The 14,784-nt window shown below is 42.7% G+C and carries 13 protein-coding genes; 7 read left to right on the top strand and 6 right to left on the bottom strand.

Going from position 1 to position 14,784, the window contains the following annotated elements:
- The first annotated feature begins 89 nt into the window (after positions 1-89).
- Positions 90-386: an acylphosphatase gene (locus tag F6K52_RS19420; protein WP_070395102.1), complete on the top strand. Its 297-nt coding sequence runs from the start codon at positions 90-92 to the stop codon at positions 384-386.
- Positions 387-530: 144 nt separating this feature from the next.
- Positions 531-851: a hypothetical protein gene (locus F6K52_RS19415; protein WP_293062792.1), complete on the top strand. Its 321-nt coding sequence runs from the start codon at positions 531-533 to the stop codon at positions 849-851.
- A 37-nt stretch (positions 852-888) separates the two neighbouring features.
- On the opposite strand, the gene F6K52_RS19410 is transcribed toward F6K52_RS19415, so the two are convergent.
- Complete coding sequence (locus tag F6K52_RS19410; protein ID WP_293081132.1) at positions 889-1,299, bottom strand: J domain-containing protein; 411 nt, start codon at positions 1,297-1,299, stop codon at positions 889-891.
- A 597-nt stretch (positions 1,300-1,896) separates the two neighbouring features.
- Here F6K52_RS19410 and F6K52_RS19405 point away from each other — a divergent pair.
- Positions 1,897-3,072 carry a pyridoxal phosphate-dependent aminotransferase gene (locus F6K52_RS19405; protein ID WP_293081127.1) on the top strand — a complete coding sequence of 392 codons (1,176 nt, stop codon included), beginning with the start codon at positions 1,897-1,899 and terminating at the stop codon, positions 3,070-3,072.
- Between the two features lie 110 nt (positions 3,073-3,182).
- On the opposite strand, the gene F6K52_RS19400 is transcribed toward F6K52_RS19405, so the two are convergent.
- Positions 3,183-3,635, bottom strand: a complete 453-nt coding sequence (locus tag F6K52_RS19400; protein ID WP_293081125.1) for a helix-turn-helix domain-containing protein — start codon at positions 3,633-3,635, stop codon at positions 3,183-3,185.
- Positions 3,636-3,899: 264 nt separating this feature from the next.
- On the bottom strand, positions 3,900-4,220 hold the full coding sequence (locus F6K52_RS19395) for an NfeD family protein (RefSeq protein WP_075903262.1): 321 nt from the start codon (positions 4,218-4,220) through the stop codon (positions 3,900-3,902).
- 384 nt (positions 4,221-4,604) lie between these two features.
- Here F6K52_RS19395 and F6K52_RS19390 point away from each other — a divergent pair, with 384 nt between their 5' ends.
- Positions 4,605-5,999 carry a sugar porter family MFS transporter gene (locus F6K52_RS19390; RefSeq protein WP_293081122.1) on the top strand — a complete coding sequence of 465 codons (1,395 nt, stop codon included), beginning with the start codon at positions 4,605-4,607 and terminating at the stop codon, positions 5,997-5,999.
- Positions 6,000-6,350: 351 nt separating this feature from the next.
- Here the strand turns inward: F6K52_RS19390 and F6K52_RS19385 are convergent, their stop codons facing one another.
- Entirely contained in the window at positions 6,351-8,501 is a 2,151-nt protein-coding gene (locus F6K52_RS19385) for a M48 family metalloprotease (protein WP_293081117.1), read from the bottom strand.
- A 673-nt stretch (positions 8,502-9,174) separates the two neighbouring features.
- On the opposite strand from F6K52_RS19385, the gene F6K52_RS19380 reads away from it, so the two are divergent.
- Both F6K52_RS19380 and F6K52_RS19375 read left to right on the top strand, forming a co-directional pair.
- Positions 9,175-9,303: a hypothetical protein gene (locus tag F6K52_RS19380; RefSeq protein ID WP_293081113.1), complete on the top strand. Its 129-nt coding sequence runs from the start codon at positions 9,175-9,177 to the stop codon at positions 9,301-9,303.
- An 86-nt stretch (positions 9,304-9,389) separates the two neighbouring features.
- The gene (locus tag F6K52_RS19375) at positions 9,390-10,832 is read left to right on the top strand and encodes a HAMP domain-containing sensor histidine kinase (RefSeq protein WP_293081109.1); all 1,443 of its coding nucleotides are present in this window, start codon (positions 9,390-9,392) and stop codon (positions 10,830-10,832) included.
- A gap of 40 nt (positions 10,833-10,872) precedes the next feature.
- On the opposite strand, the gene F6K52_RS19370 is transcribed toward F6K52_RS19375, so the two are convergent.
- Entirely contained in the window at positions 10,873-11,049 is a 177-nt protein-coding gene (locus tag F6K52_RS19370; protein WP_293081105.1) for a hypothetical protein, read from the bottom strand.
- 701 nt (positions 11,050-11,750) lie between these two features.
- Between F6K52_RS19370 and F6K52_RS19365 the strand changes: the two genes are divergently transcribed.
- A complete protein-coding gene (locus tag F6K52_RS19365; RefSeq protein WP_293081103.1) occupies positions 11,751-13,151 on the top strand; it encodes a DUF4157 domain-containing protein in 1,401 nt (466 codons plus the stop codon).
- A 204-nt stretch (positions 13,152-13,355) separates the two neighbouring features.
- Here the strand turns inward: F6K52_RS19365 and F6K52_RS19360 are convergent, their stop codons facing one another.
- Positions 13,356-13,712, bottom strand: a complete 357-nt coding sequence (locus F6K52_RS19360) for a hypothetical protein (protein WP_293081101.1) — start codon at positions 13,710-13,712, stop codon at positions 13,356-13,358.
- Positions 13,713-14,784 lie beyond the last annotated feature (1,072 nt).

Below are 14,784 nucleotides of genomic sequence, written 5' to 3'. Positions count from 1 at the left end.
TAACTCGACCGGGGTCGCACCACTACTTTGGACGCCTAGGGCGAACAACCTTCAACATTAACTTGATGTAGTCAACAGCAAACTGCTAAATGCAAAACTCATCAACACCACACAAGCAAATCCGCACCCATGTTTTTATTTCCGGAAGAGTTCAAGGAGTTGGTTATCGCTACGCTACAATGCTTCAAGCTAAGCATCTAGGGGTGAATGGCTGGGTCAGAAATCTTCTTGATAAGCGTGTGGAAGCAGTGTTTGAAGGAAATACCGCAGCAGTAGAAGCTATGGTTCGTTGGTGTCATAGCGGACCGTTAAATGCTGTGGTTGACAATGTGGTGGTTAAGAATGAGACACCAGAAGGTTTGCAGGGATTTGAAATTACCCACTAATCGGTATAGTTGAGCTTAGTTATCAATGGGTTCCCGTAGCGTGACCGTAGGTCAATCCCATTGATAACTAAAAATTAACATCTATATAGTCTAGACTAGAAAATTCTAGACTAATAAAATTCTAGACTAGTAGATGTCAGGATTATGGAATTTCCTATGTCTACAGAAGATGCTCCCATCAATAATGCTGTCTTAGTCACCATCATTGGTGAATCAGTAATTCGAGAAAGCCTTGTCAAGCTAATCAAAAGCCAAGGGGCTACTGGTTATACTGTTAGTGATGTAAGGGGAGAGGGGGGTCACGGCAGACGCCTAGGAGATATTCCGGGCTACAACACCAATGTTGAAATTAAGACGATCGTATCTCGGGAAGTGTCTGATGCAATTCTGCGTGCTATAGCCGAATACCGCAATCGTCACGCTTTAATTGCCTACCGACAGGATATAGAAACCTTAAGCAATTAGAGCACCAATCAAGTAATCACAAATAATCACCAGTCTGTTAATCTAACCAATCATCGATTTTCTGGCTAGTATAGACACGCCTAGACTTTGGACTTCCCTGATTCTGACTCCCAGTTTTACTTTCACTAGGTTCGGTGGTTACAGAATTAACTTCCCGTTTATATAAATCTGACTTACGATATTGGTTCTTTAATGATGATTGCTTCTGGGGTTTAGGCTTGGGGTGTCTATTTTTCCAACCGAGAGTTTTTTGTAAAGAGCGCAATTGGGCATGAGCTTCATTGATTTGTTGTAGCTTGCAGTGAGCTTTCTGTTGTAGCCGGGGATTACCAGAAAAACGGTCAGGATGCCATACCCAGGTCAAATCGAGGTAGCCCTGGTGAATCTCCTCCTGTGAAGCTCCAGGCTCCAGCTCCAAGATTCTGTAGTATTTCTCTACCTCTAACATTTACACTATCCTCTTCCGACAATGACAGGAAAATTAATTAGTAGACACAAAGAAGCCCAAACAAACTTGTTGGGGCAAATGTCAGCGAACAGCGATTAGCGCTACGCGAACAGCTACCAGCTATCAGCTAATAGCTGACACTTTTCTAGCTACTTACTTAGTTCAGCGATATTGGCATCTTATTTTGAAATACCTACTCGATCTAAGAGTAATACGATAAGTATTTTTGCTTATTGTTTTTGTTATCTTATCTGAGTAAGGCTTCTAGCATTTAGATGCGTTTTCCCTGCTACTTAGCCAAGTAAACAATAAATTTAAGTCTGAATTAATTGCAAGTAAATTGCAGCAAAAAAACACATCAATTTAAGAAATATATATTTTCTAGTCTTTAGTTAACGTAAGTTCATGGTTTGACAGCAAACCCCCACAGCATTGATTAGCCCTGATTAGATCACAAAGAAGGCTGAAAAATTAAATAAATATTAAAATAAATCTAAAATAAATCTAAAATAAATTATGAATGGCTAGCTATTATGAGATAATGATAAGATTGTAAGAGCAATCGGATTAACAATTCCTCAGTTATTATTTGTGAGAATGAAGCTGGCATCAAGAGTTGGTCAAGTTACCCCTTCTTTAACTTTAGCCATTGCTGCTAAAGCCAAAGCCATGAAGGCAGATGGGATTGATGTTTGTAGTTTTAGCGCCGGAGAACCGGATTTTGACACTCCTGCTCATATTAAAGCAGCCAGTAAGCAAGCCCTGGATGAAGGAAAGACTAAGTATGGTCCAGCCGCTGGGGAACCAAAGCTAAGAGCTGCGATCGCAAATAAACTGCGCCATGAGAATAACCTGGATTACGATACACAGAACGTTATTGTAACCAATGGCGGTAAGCAATCCCTATTCAACTTGATGCTGGCTCTGATTGAAGTGGGAGATGAGGTGATTATTCCTGCTCCCTACTGGCTTTCCTATCCAGAAATGGTAAAGCTGGCTGGTGGCAAACCTGTAATTGTTCCTACAGATGCCACTCTTGGGTACAAAATTACACCGGCTCAGCTCCGTTCATCCATTACACCCCAAACTAAATTATTTATTCTCAATTCTCCGTCTAATCCCACCGGTATGGTTTATACTCCCGCAGAGCTAAAAGCCTTGGCTGAGGTGGTGGTAGAGCAAGATATTCTGGTGGTTTCTGACGAAATTTACGAGAAAATTCGCTACGATGGGGCTCAACACCTTAGTATTGGGGCAGTAGGCTCAGAAATATTCAAGCGCACTATCATTAGTAATGGGTTTGCTAAAGCTTTTGCCATGACCGGCTGGCGTATCGGTTATATAGCCGGTCCAGTAGAGCTAATTAAAGCAATGACCACAATTCAAAGTCATAGCACCTCCAATGTTTGTACCTTTGCTCAGTATGGTGCGATCGCAGCTTTGGAAGGTTCCCTTGACTGTGTAGAAAAAATGCGCCAAGCCTTTGTCCAACGGCGACAGGTGATGTTAGAGCGCCTCACGGCCATGCCTGGACTGACTTGTCTGAAGCCAGACGCTGCTTTCTACTTATTCCCTAATATTAGTCAAACGGGTTTAACCTCTTTGGAATTTTGCGATCGCTTACTCAGTTCCCAGCAAGTTGCTGCAATTCCTGGTATTGCCTTTGGTGCTGATGATTGTATCCGTCTTTCCTATGCTACGGATATGGCTTCCATTGAGAAGGGGATGGATCGATTGGAAAAGTTTTTGCATCAAATCAATGCCCACGGATAAAATTCGGGGGCTTTCCATAGTTCTATGATCACAATTCTGTGATCAGTTGTTGCCATTCTCGACAAACTTTGATCTGTGTTTTCTGCTGTCGATAACTAGCAACTCAGGTTTCAACCACGAGCAGAAAAACTACCACCAATGAAGTGAACGTCACTGAAGGTTTCAATCCACAGACGAGCGCCACAAGCCAGTGGGTTCTCCGGCTGATATACAATCCGACACGGACCGAGGATTTCTACCTGGTTGCCGTATACATTGTTGCCACTTCGTTTTACTGAAATCACTGGCTTGCGCTCTTGAGGACTTTTGTTGATATTCGAGCCAATGTGATTGCGGTTGACATTAATCTTGGCTAGAGCCGGAGTACGACTGGTACGCCATTTTCCTTTTGGTCCTCTAGTGCCTTTAATGATTTGAGGCAGATTGTTGAACAGGGGAATAATCCAGAATTTCCCACTTTTATAGGCACCCCGAACCCGACCCTTCTCTAGGAGTTGGCGCAATCGGCGAGGAGAAATACCTAAAAGAGATGCTGCTTCAGTAGTACAAACGCACTTATTCATAGCTGTTTATAAAAACTATACCGATAACAATATTATAAATAAAAAGTAACCTTAGTGTCAAACTTCTAGTAAACTCAGCTATTAAATAGGGAAAATTATTAAGGAACTGTAACGGTAGAGTTATTTCCTAAGTCGCTCAGAATAGTGATCTTAGTGGCAAAGTTCAAATAAACCTAGAAGCCCAATACTGACCCGTGGTCAGTATTGGGCTATGGAAGTTAATTAGTTAATTAGTTTGGTTTAATGTCAAAATACTGTAGACACTCAAGCCAATCGTTGAGTCCAACTCAACAAGCGTGAGACAATCCCTGTGGCTAGGTTATGGCTCGACTCTTGGGAATCGTCGGGAAAAATATAACCCACTGGTACCACAATCAGAGTAATGCCCCGCCGACCAACAACTGTAACTGGGTCTTCAGGTTCAAGGGTGACTTGAAAATCGGAGCATACTTCTGCTGGCCAGTAAGTTGCTTTATACTTGACTCGTCCTGGCTTATGAGGGGTAATTGTCTTTTCTACCTTGCCAGTGCCAGGCTCTGAGAATAGGTTCATCTCTTCCATAGTGGGGTTTTTAGTTGATTCCATTTGCTGCCTGCTCCCTCAGCTTTACCTTACCTTTAAACTCTACTTTCCTTTTTTAAAGCTTCGTGAGGTATCTCATGCCACTATTTAAACCTGTACACAATCCCGTGGTACTTAAGGTCTGAGTAAGATTCGGCTTTAATCCTAACTCTGTCTACTATTGAACCCTGCTATGCCTAAGGTAATAGGTCGTTCTTTCCATAGACAGTTGCTTAACTGGCAACTTGTCCACCTAAAGAATTAGAGCAAAAGCTTCCAGGTATGCAAAGTATCGATGAACATGGAAAATTGAAAAGCAAAATTGTAAAGCGATCCAGCGCTACTCCCTACTCCCTACTCCCATTAATCCAAGACGAAAGTACCTAACCCCATTGAGAACTGCTATCAATGATAAATGACAAACAACAATACGATATATCTTTTGTAATTCTTATTTCCGGAGTTGCTGCCATTGGTGGTTTTTTATTCGGTTTCGATAGTGCAGTGATTAATGGCACGATTACAGCACTGCAAAAAGCCTTTAACTCCACTAGCGTCGGGACGGGATTCTCAGTATCTTCGATGCTGCTAGGTTCTGCAGTTGGGGCGTTTTACGCTGGACAGATGGCAGATTGGTATGGCCGCAAAAAGGTGATGCTGATGACTGCTGCTTTATTTACGATCAGTGCCATTGGCTCTGGTATAGCAATCGGTATCTGGGATTTTGTAGTCTATCGACTAGTGGGTGGCATTGCTGTGGGTGCCGCTAGTGTAATTAGTCCAGCTTACATCGCAGAGGTTTCTCCAGCTCACCTGCGGGGAAGGTTAGGTTCTCTGCAGCAATTGGCAATTGTTATTGGTATTTTTATTGCTTTTGTCAGCAACTACTTGATTAGTATGGTTACCGGTTCACCAGAAGCACCACTTTGGTTTTCTATACCGGCTTGGCGCTGGATGTTCTGGATGGAGCTTATTCCAGCAACTGTTTATTGGGTGGGGGCTTGGTTAATTCCTGAATCTCCCCGCTTTTTGGTCTCCATTGGCCGCTTGACAAAAGCTGCTGCTGTTTTCGCCAAGATTGAGAGTGGTGATGTCCAAGCCAAGGTCTTGGAAATTCAGCAAACAGTTCTCAAGGAGCGCAAGCCTAAACTGTCTGATCTGATTGGTAAAAATGGTATGCTGCTTCCCATTGTCTGGCTAGGCATGGGGCTATCTATATTTCAACAGTTTGTGGGAATTAATGTAGTATTCTACTATGGTAATGTGTTATGGCAAGAGGTAGGGTTTTCAGAAGGGGATTCCCTGCTAATTAATGTTATTACTGGCGCTATTAATCTTCTTACTACCCTTTTAGCGATCGCATACATCGACAAGTTTGGACGCAAACCCCTTCTGCTGATCGGGTCTATTGGCATGACATTGACCTTGGGAATAATGGCATTTATTTTCAGTTTCGCCCAGTTGGATAGTGCTGGTGAATTGATTCTGACTCACTCTCAAGGGATTGTTGCCCTCTTCGCCGCTAACCTCTATGTGTTCTGCTTTGGCTTTTCCTGGGGACCAGTGGTCTGGGTGATGCTAGGGGAAATGTTCAACAACCAGATTCGAGGCTCTGCACTGTCTGTTGGTGCTTCCACTCAATGGCTGGCCAATTTTTTCATTACCATCACTTTCCCCATTCTCCTGACCAGATTTGGTTTAGGTACTGCTTATGGTCTTTATACCATTGCTGCTGCTATCTCCTTTTTCTTAGTTGTTTTCGCAGTTCGGGAAACCAAAGGTAAGGAACTTGAAGCAATGTGATTTTAAGTATTCAGCTATCAGCTAAAGCGCTACGCGCACGCTTCGCGAACAGCTATCAGCTTATGAGCTATCAGTTATCAGTTATCAGTTATCAGCTATCAGCTTATGAGCTATGAGCACGCTACTTAAGCTGCTTAGGTTTCTTTTATTCTGACGGCACCTGAAGTAGCGTGAGCCATTCCCGTAGCGTGGCTCAAAGGCCAATGTTCACGGCTGACCACTGAATGCTTACAATAAAACAGGTAAGCATTGGTTTAATCTCAGTGAAGTCACAGGCTGGAAGCCTGTGCCACAAAGCTGACCGCTGTTCGCGTAGCGTGCGCGTAGCGCATTAGCTGAATACTATCAATATTACTCCTCCTGTTGTTGCTCCTGCTCATTTTCTGGTTTTAACTCCTGTTCTTTATCCTGTGTTTGCTCCTGCTCATCTTCTTGTTTTCCCTCCTGTTTTCCCTCTTCTTCTTCCTTCTGTTTTTCCTCATATTCTTTGAGGAGTTGAGCAACTCGCTTCTGAATCTCTAGGTGATTTTCTACACCTTCATAGGTATAACGGTTGTAACCATTATTGTCGATTACAGCTTCCAAATTATTAATCCGTTCTTTAGTCTCTGGGTGAGTTGAAAGCCAAGGAAATAAAGGTTTTGGTCCACCTTGATCGTGGAGAGTAATCATCAAATTGCGCAATCCATCTGCTGCATAGCCACTAGCCGCAAGAATTTTAGTTCCTAAATCATCAGCCTGACGTTCCATATTCCGGCTATAGTTAAGTACAATTAAATTAGCAGCAGTGCCACCATAGGGAATAAATTGGGTAATGTTAGCGGTCAAGTTACCTTGAGTGACTAATTGGAAACCGTGGGATAAGACAGCATGAGATAGTTCGTGAGCCAGTAAACCAGCTAATTCTGCTTCGGACTTGGTTTTTAGGATAGCCCCAGCGTTGATAAATATTTTACCTCCTGGTAGAGCAAAAGCATTGAGTTGGTCATCCATAACTACAAAAAACTCGTAGTTAAACTCATCGCGACCTGTTACCTTGGTAAGTTCATTTCCCATTTCCCGCACATACTCCAGCACTTCTTCGTCTTCTAGCATCGGTAATTGCTTTTGTGCTTGCTTAGCAATTCTTTTCCCAATGCCTGATTCTCCCTGAAGCATTAATACAGTTGACTCTATTGCCGACAGGGGACCAAAAAGATTGCCAGTAAAGACAAAACCTAATGTTCCAGTGATCACATTCATTATTGTATTACCGGTAATTTCATTCCGGAGATGGGAAATGTGGCGGTCTAGATGCTGATCAGCCAGCTGAAGAAACTCTTCCGATTGAGGATGCTCAGTATTAAACAGGGCAAATTCACGAGCTACCAGAGATGCTTCATACCAATTTTCTGAGTCTGCTAGCATTGCCATGGTTACCTTGATTAATTCCGGCTCATTGGGATATAGATTTTTAGCTTGCGTTAAAACTACTAAGGCTTCATCAAGGCGCTCATAATCTTTTAGAGCTTGAGCATAGCGTATATGACCGGGAATAAATTCTGGTTGCTGCTCTACTAAAAACTTGAGGGGAATCAGAATTTTACTTTCTAAATTCTTTTCTAACCCTGACTCATAGTTACGCCAGTACACTCCACCAGCGGGAGAGAGTTGAGTGGTTTCGTAAATTGGCTCCGGTAGTTTTTGAACTGGTTCTGGATTATCAAACGGATTCTTTGCTTCACGATATAGTTGTTCAGCACCAATTATATCTCCACTTAGATAAAGTCTATCGGCTTCAATAAGTTTTTGCTGTTTTGCCAGTTCTTCTGGGCTGAGTTCTTCAGCTTCTGCTTCCAGGTCTTTTTCTTCAGCGTCAACAGCCGTTGTGGTTTCTTCTTTCTCTACCTCTGTATCCGCAGTTTCTGTATCTGGAGTTTCTGTATCCGCAGTTTCTGTTTCCGCAGTTTCTTTATCCGAAGCCTCTGTATCCGCAGTTTCTGTATCCGCAGTTTCTGTATCTGGAGTTTGTGTATCCGCAGTTTCTGTATCCGAAGCCTCTGTATCTGGAGTTTCTTTATCCGAAGCCTCTGTATCCGCAGTTTCTTTATCTTTGGTATCTGAGTCTATTGTAGGTACTGTTGTCGTAGAAGTGTCTGTTTCTGGAAGCTCCCTATCTACTAAGGTATCTTGCTGCTTAGTGTCTTCAGTGGAATTATCCGGTAATGGCACTTCTATATCTATAGGATTTCTAGGTATAGGTATACCAGTATCGGAAGTTTCGGTAGGGGCATCGGTAGTCGATGCTTCAGTTTCAGATATATCCCCTGACCTAGGAACTTGAGTATACTCTGACATGTGAGAAACCTCAGTAGCCCCTAAATGTGAGACAGTTAGAGGTTCAATACTGTGTTGGATCGGTTCCCATTCCCCGGTTTTGGCAGACTCAGCTAAGGCAGTTGAGGCTTCACCCGCCATTAGGATTCCTGACAAAATTAGCAGTAAATTTCCAAAACGTTTCATAATTAAATTGTCGGTAATGACTAGAAGGGGATATTGATAGAACTAGAAATTAGACTTCTTACAGCAGTACAAAACTTCGGATATCCAATCTCGGAAGGATTATGGAGACTAGTTTTTGACTTTTGCTAGAGGTCTAATAAGCGCGCTACGCCCAAGGCAAGAGGCAAGAGGAACCCACCCCTAACCCCTCCCAGGAGGGGAAGGCAAAAGTTTACTACACAAGGTTTTCAGCTTGTATCAATGTCAAACACTTTAATGGGTAGTGCTATATACTCAAGCTTAGATCAGGTCATCGAATAAGGTCATGAGCGGGTGAGAGGCTTACCTATCACCACTTGTTATTGTTCACAAATAAATTACCATTGGTAGATAGTATAAATATACGTTATTTTACCGATTACCGATACTCATAATTGGGCTATGTTAATCAACTAAAATAAATCTCGATAGGGAGTTAAATAAATCCAGTTCAACACGGTGGCTTTTTACTCGGCTACAAGAAGATACTTACTTTTACTAAGTTTAGGCTAGTCTACCCAATCAGATCGTGTTAAATTACTTTAGTAGTGTTATCGGTCGAGTTTTTGGTAGTGTTTATATTCCAGGAGTTATGGCAGGATAGTAATAATAGTTACCAATTCCCAATTTCCCTATACCAAGAACCCTAAAAGAATTGCGAGAATTTTTGTTCCCTTTTCCCTACTCCCTACTCCCTACTCCCTGTTCCCTGTTCCCTGTTCCCTGTTCCCTTTGGTATAGCTTGACAATCCCCATCCTCCCAAAGCAGATATTAGTTATCTGATTTTAACTAGTCTATCAGTAATTTCTCAGATTGTTCTGTCAAACTAATAATCAGTAATATTAATATAAATATTCTTACAAAAACTGATGAAGTTCCCCAGCCGTTTGCTGGAAAAATTATTGAATAACTCCTACCTCAATCTTGATTTACGTTCCCTACGGGTAAGACTAACCTTAGGAATTGCCGCTGTTTCAGCCTTAGGTATGGGGAGTTTGGCAATTTGGACCAGCTGGAAAATGCAGGATATTCTGGTTTCTACTCACAAACAGAGTATTAGTTATATTGCAGAGCGCTTCCCCCAGGATGTGGAAATCTATAGCGATATGGTTACCATGGAAACTGGAATGCAAAAAGCAATTGATAAACTCAGCAATAGTAACACCCTACTCTGGGTAAAGCATCCCAAAGATGGTATTGTTGCTCAATCTGAAGCGCTAGAGGTGATTGAAACTCTGACGTCTCCAAAGTATTTGCCACAGATACCGCCCATGCCGGAAGTCTTGGAAGTAAATGGAACCTACTGGGTGGTTTGCGGCACTAGTTTGGAAGTTAAGCAATCCAATCTTGGTAAGTTTTACATTGCCCAAGACATTACTAGTGATCAAAAGATGTTTTTGCAGCTGATCCGGAGTCTGGGGATTGCTACAGCATTGGCTATTGGAGGAATGTGTATTGCGATCGCATTCTATATTAAGCGATCGCTCCAACCACTACAGATGATGAGTCAGCTAACTGAAAGTATTTCTGCTGATGATTTGGGAGATGTGCAAATACAGCTCGATAATGCTCCCACTGAAGTTAGAGAATTGGCACAAACCTTTGACGAAATGCTCGTGCGTCTGAATGATGCCTTAGAAAATCAACGGCAATTTGTTAGCAATGTATCCCATGAATTGCGTACTCCTTTAACCTTAGTCTCTGGTTATGTCCAAAGTACGTTACGTCGCGGTGCTAATTTGACTCCACCTCAGCGCGAAGCCCTAGAAATTGCGTCTTCAGAAGCTGACCGCACCGTGCAAATGTTGCAGGATTTACTGGATTTAGCACGAGCGGATAGTGGTCATATACACTTCAATCTAGAAACCTTTGTTCTAGATGACTTGGTTGAAGAAGTGGCTGAGATGGCAAGACAATATACTAAGCGAGTTATTAAAGTTGAGAGTAATAAACCTGGGATTTGGGTCAAAGCTGATATCAATCGCCTCAAACAAGTCCTACTGAATTTGATTGATAATGCCGTCAAATACTCTAATGTCGATAAACCAGTCACCGTTAAGTTATCTCAGGTAGATGGCCGTGGCAGAATTGAGGTCTGTGATCGTGGTATTGGTATACCTTTAAAACAACAAGCCCGTATTTTCGACCGCTTCTATCGGGTCGATGAAACTAGAACTCGTTCTACCGGTGGCGCGGGTTTGGGTCTATCCATTGTCAGGACTTTGGTCGAGGGGATGGGGGGGAATGTGAAAGTGCGATCGCAGTTAAACCAAGGCAGTATATTTACGGTTTGTTTACCATTACAGTGCTAGTAAATACTGCCGGGCATCAGGAATTTAGTATATAGCAATTCTACGACATGTGAGGTACACAATTTCTAGATTTTAGGGAACAGGGAACAGGGAACAGGGAACAGGGAAGAGATAAGAGGGAATAGCGATGCGCTGCATTAAAACAGGGAATCAACGTCAAAGAATACTGTACCTCATGAGTCCTAGCCCAAGTAGCAAGCTCTTGTAGGGTGGGCAAATCGACAGTATTCGTGATCTAATGGTGAGATGCACAGTAATTGCCCACCCTACCACATAGATCGCAGCGAGATAATTGCACCACTCCACTACTATGGACCGATGAGCCCTTGTAGGGTGGGCAAATTGACAGTATTCGTGATCTAATGGTGAGAGGATCAGTAATTGCCCACCCTACCACTATGGCGTGTTGAGCCCTTGTAGTATTCGACTACTCATGGTCAGATTCACAGTATTTGCCCACCCTACCACAAAGATCCCAGCGAGATAATTGCACCACTCCACTACTATTATTTACCGATGAGTAGGGTGGGCAAATGGACTCGAATCCGTGAGGATAGGGTCAGAAAGTATGGTATTTGCCCACCCTACCCCTTTGGAATACAAAGAATCGAATAAAAGTTCTATTTCGATTCCCGCGCACATGAGCAAGATATCCCTTTCAAAGCGCAAGTGATGGAATATATTATATTGTTTTCAGGGCAGAGGTCTCGTCAACAATTTCAGTAACGCTTTGTTGATTTATTTTACCTTTTATTTAGTTTGATAAAGAGTTACGAAGTATCTCGATTTATTGAAACAGAGAACTATAATTTGTGTGATACCAGTTGGTTTGAGTTTGGGGTGCCATAATGCTCCATGCACAGGACATGATCGACTGATATTGTTTTCATCAAGGGTACAAGGTAAAAGGAAATAGCTATGCGAACTACTCATACCTATAAACCGAAATATTCTCACTCTACCTCTAGGACAATTGGGCAAAAAAAGAAAGACTCCAGACCGATTGGTTCGAGAAGAAGATTGGATGCAGAGGACAGGGATTGGAACGCCGAAGAGGCGGTCGGGGAATGGGGCAGTAGAATGGCTAATGTGATGCACTCCCTGGAAACGGGACAATACGTGCCCGACACAGGATGGTATGAAAAGGGGCTGCAAGCAAAGCTAACTATAGGACTGCCGGTCGATAAAAACCAGGAAGGGGCGAATCGAGGTGGGCATCAGGTAGTGCAGCCTAAAAGGAATATGGTGCAGCGGAGAGCACAACCGTTGACGGGGGATACGGTGATAACAGGGGAAAGCTTGAGGGCATCGAGGAGTGATAATCAAAACAAAACTGGCTTGCCTGATCGCCTCAAAGCAGGCGTTGAAAACCTCTCTGGCTATTCGATGGATGATGTGAGGGTGCATTATAATTCCTCGAAACCGGCGCAATTGCAGGCATTGGCCTATACACAGGGGACGGATATTCATGTGGGACCGGGGCAGCAGAAACATTTGGCTCATGAGGCGTGGCATGTGGTGCAGCAGATGGAGGGGAGGGTGAAGCCAGGGATGCAAAAGTTCGGGTTACAAATCAAGGATGAAACGGGGTTGGAGAAAGAAGCGGAGGAGATGGGAAAAAAGGGATGGCAAAAGCATGGGAGGATAAAAGAGAAAACAAAGGATCAGAATTTCGAGGGAGAGGCGGTTGGAAATACAAAGAGAAAAAGGAATGTGTTTATAGAGGAGCAGGAGACAACCAATAGGAACAAAGTTCACATTACCCCAAATAAAAAAAGGTGCAGTAGGGTGGAATACGAAAAAACCGACAAAGTAAGGTGTTCAACAACCAAACTAATCCAGAAAATGGGAGATCCTAAGATGGTGATGATAGAGGTGGATGAAGATGATCATATGTCCAAGCGCGAAAGACAGGACCGTACTGATGAATGGTTGGCAACATGTGAGTCCAATCAGTTCTACAAGCAATTTATTGATTGTAGTGTTGTGGATTTTGGCAATGGTAATTGTCATGGATATGTGTTTTCAGGGGGTAATCCGGAGAAAAAAAAGAGTGATCTAAAGGTTGATAACCTAGTGGATCAGTACGAGGCAATTGCGGATAAAGAGATAACAGTATACATAAAAGAAGGAAGAATAGACCACACAGCGTTAGGGCAAGGAAAAGATGCATTACACAAAATAGCTAGTAGTCTGAACGATGGAAGTGGCCCAGTAATTAAATGCGATACTGAATACTACAGGGGGGCGTGTGATTATGATTTAATGTATGAGTTCCCTCAGGAAAAGGAACAATACAAAAAAGATATAAAAGCATAGAAAAAAGGCTGTGCGTATGGGTTAGGATGGTAGCATGATTGTCACCAAAAGTAAACCATCAGAGGTGTGGGCTGCATGGGTCGGTACAAAGGATCATATTGTGTGTTCAAACTATATGACCCAACCCAAAGGCAAAACGAGTTGGAAGGAAAAAGCTAGTAGGGTGTGCTAATGGCCATGCTCACCGAAAAACGGGTCAAAGTCTCATAATTTGCCCACCCTACCCCAGGATATTAGGGAACAGTGCGTACAAGGAGCTAGTAGGGTGGGCTGCATGTAGATGATTCCTGAGGAAATTGCCAAACGTACAGTATTTGCCCACCCTACCCTACCGAATGGGTAAGCCCCTGTTGTCTTTTGGGTTAAAGCAAAGTAATTCACCAACCCAAAACCAAACAGACTCACCCCATCCACCCCACATCTCACCCACCGCCACCAATGGTTAAGGTACGTCTCAATGCGTTCAAGATCCGCATTCTGCTCATAAAGCCGAGTCACCTTATCCACCATGCGTTCCACCGTCTTTTTCGCAACCCCCAACCCAATCAATTCAAAATTCAAAATTATCAATTCAAAAAAAAGAATAATGGCTCTCCTAGAGAGGCTAGCTCTTGTAGGGTGGGCAAATCGACAGGATAACTGATCTAATGGCCTTGCCTCTCACAATTTGCCCACCCAACCCGACCGAATGCGATCGCTTTTAGCGTGACCTGCATGTCAATCGCTCTTGTAGGGTGGGCAAATCGACAGGATAACTGATCTAATAGCCTTGCCTCTCACAATTTGCCCACCCTACCCCACTTACAAGATTTTATTCCTTAATTTTTAATTTTTAATTTTGAACTTTGAATTGAAGTGCAATCGCTCTTGTAGGGTGCGAAGCCTGAAAAGAAAGGCAGCATCAATATACAAATTGAAACCAAACCATTCTCAACCAATACCACGGTGCGTTACGGCTTCAACTTTGGTTAGATCATAGAATTTTCTGAAGCAAACCGCCTAACGCACCCTACAAAATCCACAAATATTATTCATTATATATCCAAATTTAAAGCATTATTCTGATAGCTGATAGCTGATAGCTGACCGCTGATAGCTGACCGCTGATAGATCACTTTTATTTCAATTACCCCTCCACAGAAAAAATTCTAAAAATCCTTGACAAAATATTTTGTAATCATTATTATTATAGTTATAAATCTAAAAACAATTATTCGTTTATGTCTCAAAACTCTCAGCCAAATTCAAACGATAATTCAAACGGATTCGTTGTTCCGTACATTTTAAAAGGGTCTCGCGAGCAAATAACCCATACCGTATATATCCTTAATGGCCTGGGCTACGCTCAACTTACTGACTGGGGTCCTCTTCAACCGACGGGAAATCCAGGAGAATTTATTACGATTATGATGAGATATTGGATTTGGCGTTAAGACTTTAAATTTCAGGGGGGGGTTTCCCCCCTGGAAAAAGCATCCGATTTTGATCGGATAGGTGAGAAAATTGAGTGCATAAGCGAAAATTCCTAGCCGTGGAAAGTATTTCTGCGGCTATTTTTTTTTGGGTTAGTTGGTTGTTCGCGTAGCGTGGCCTTTTGGCCAAGGTTATTTAAGCAGTCAGCTAGATCGTAAGG

The sequence above is a fragment of the Moorena sp. SIO3H5 genome (assembly GCF_010692395.1).
GTDB lineage: Bacteria > Cyanobacteriota > Cyanobacteriia > Cyanobacteriales > Coleofasciculaceae > Moorena.
Note: the sequence above shows the minus strand (reverse complement) of the source record. Positions and strands in the feature narration are given on the sequence as shown.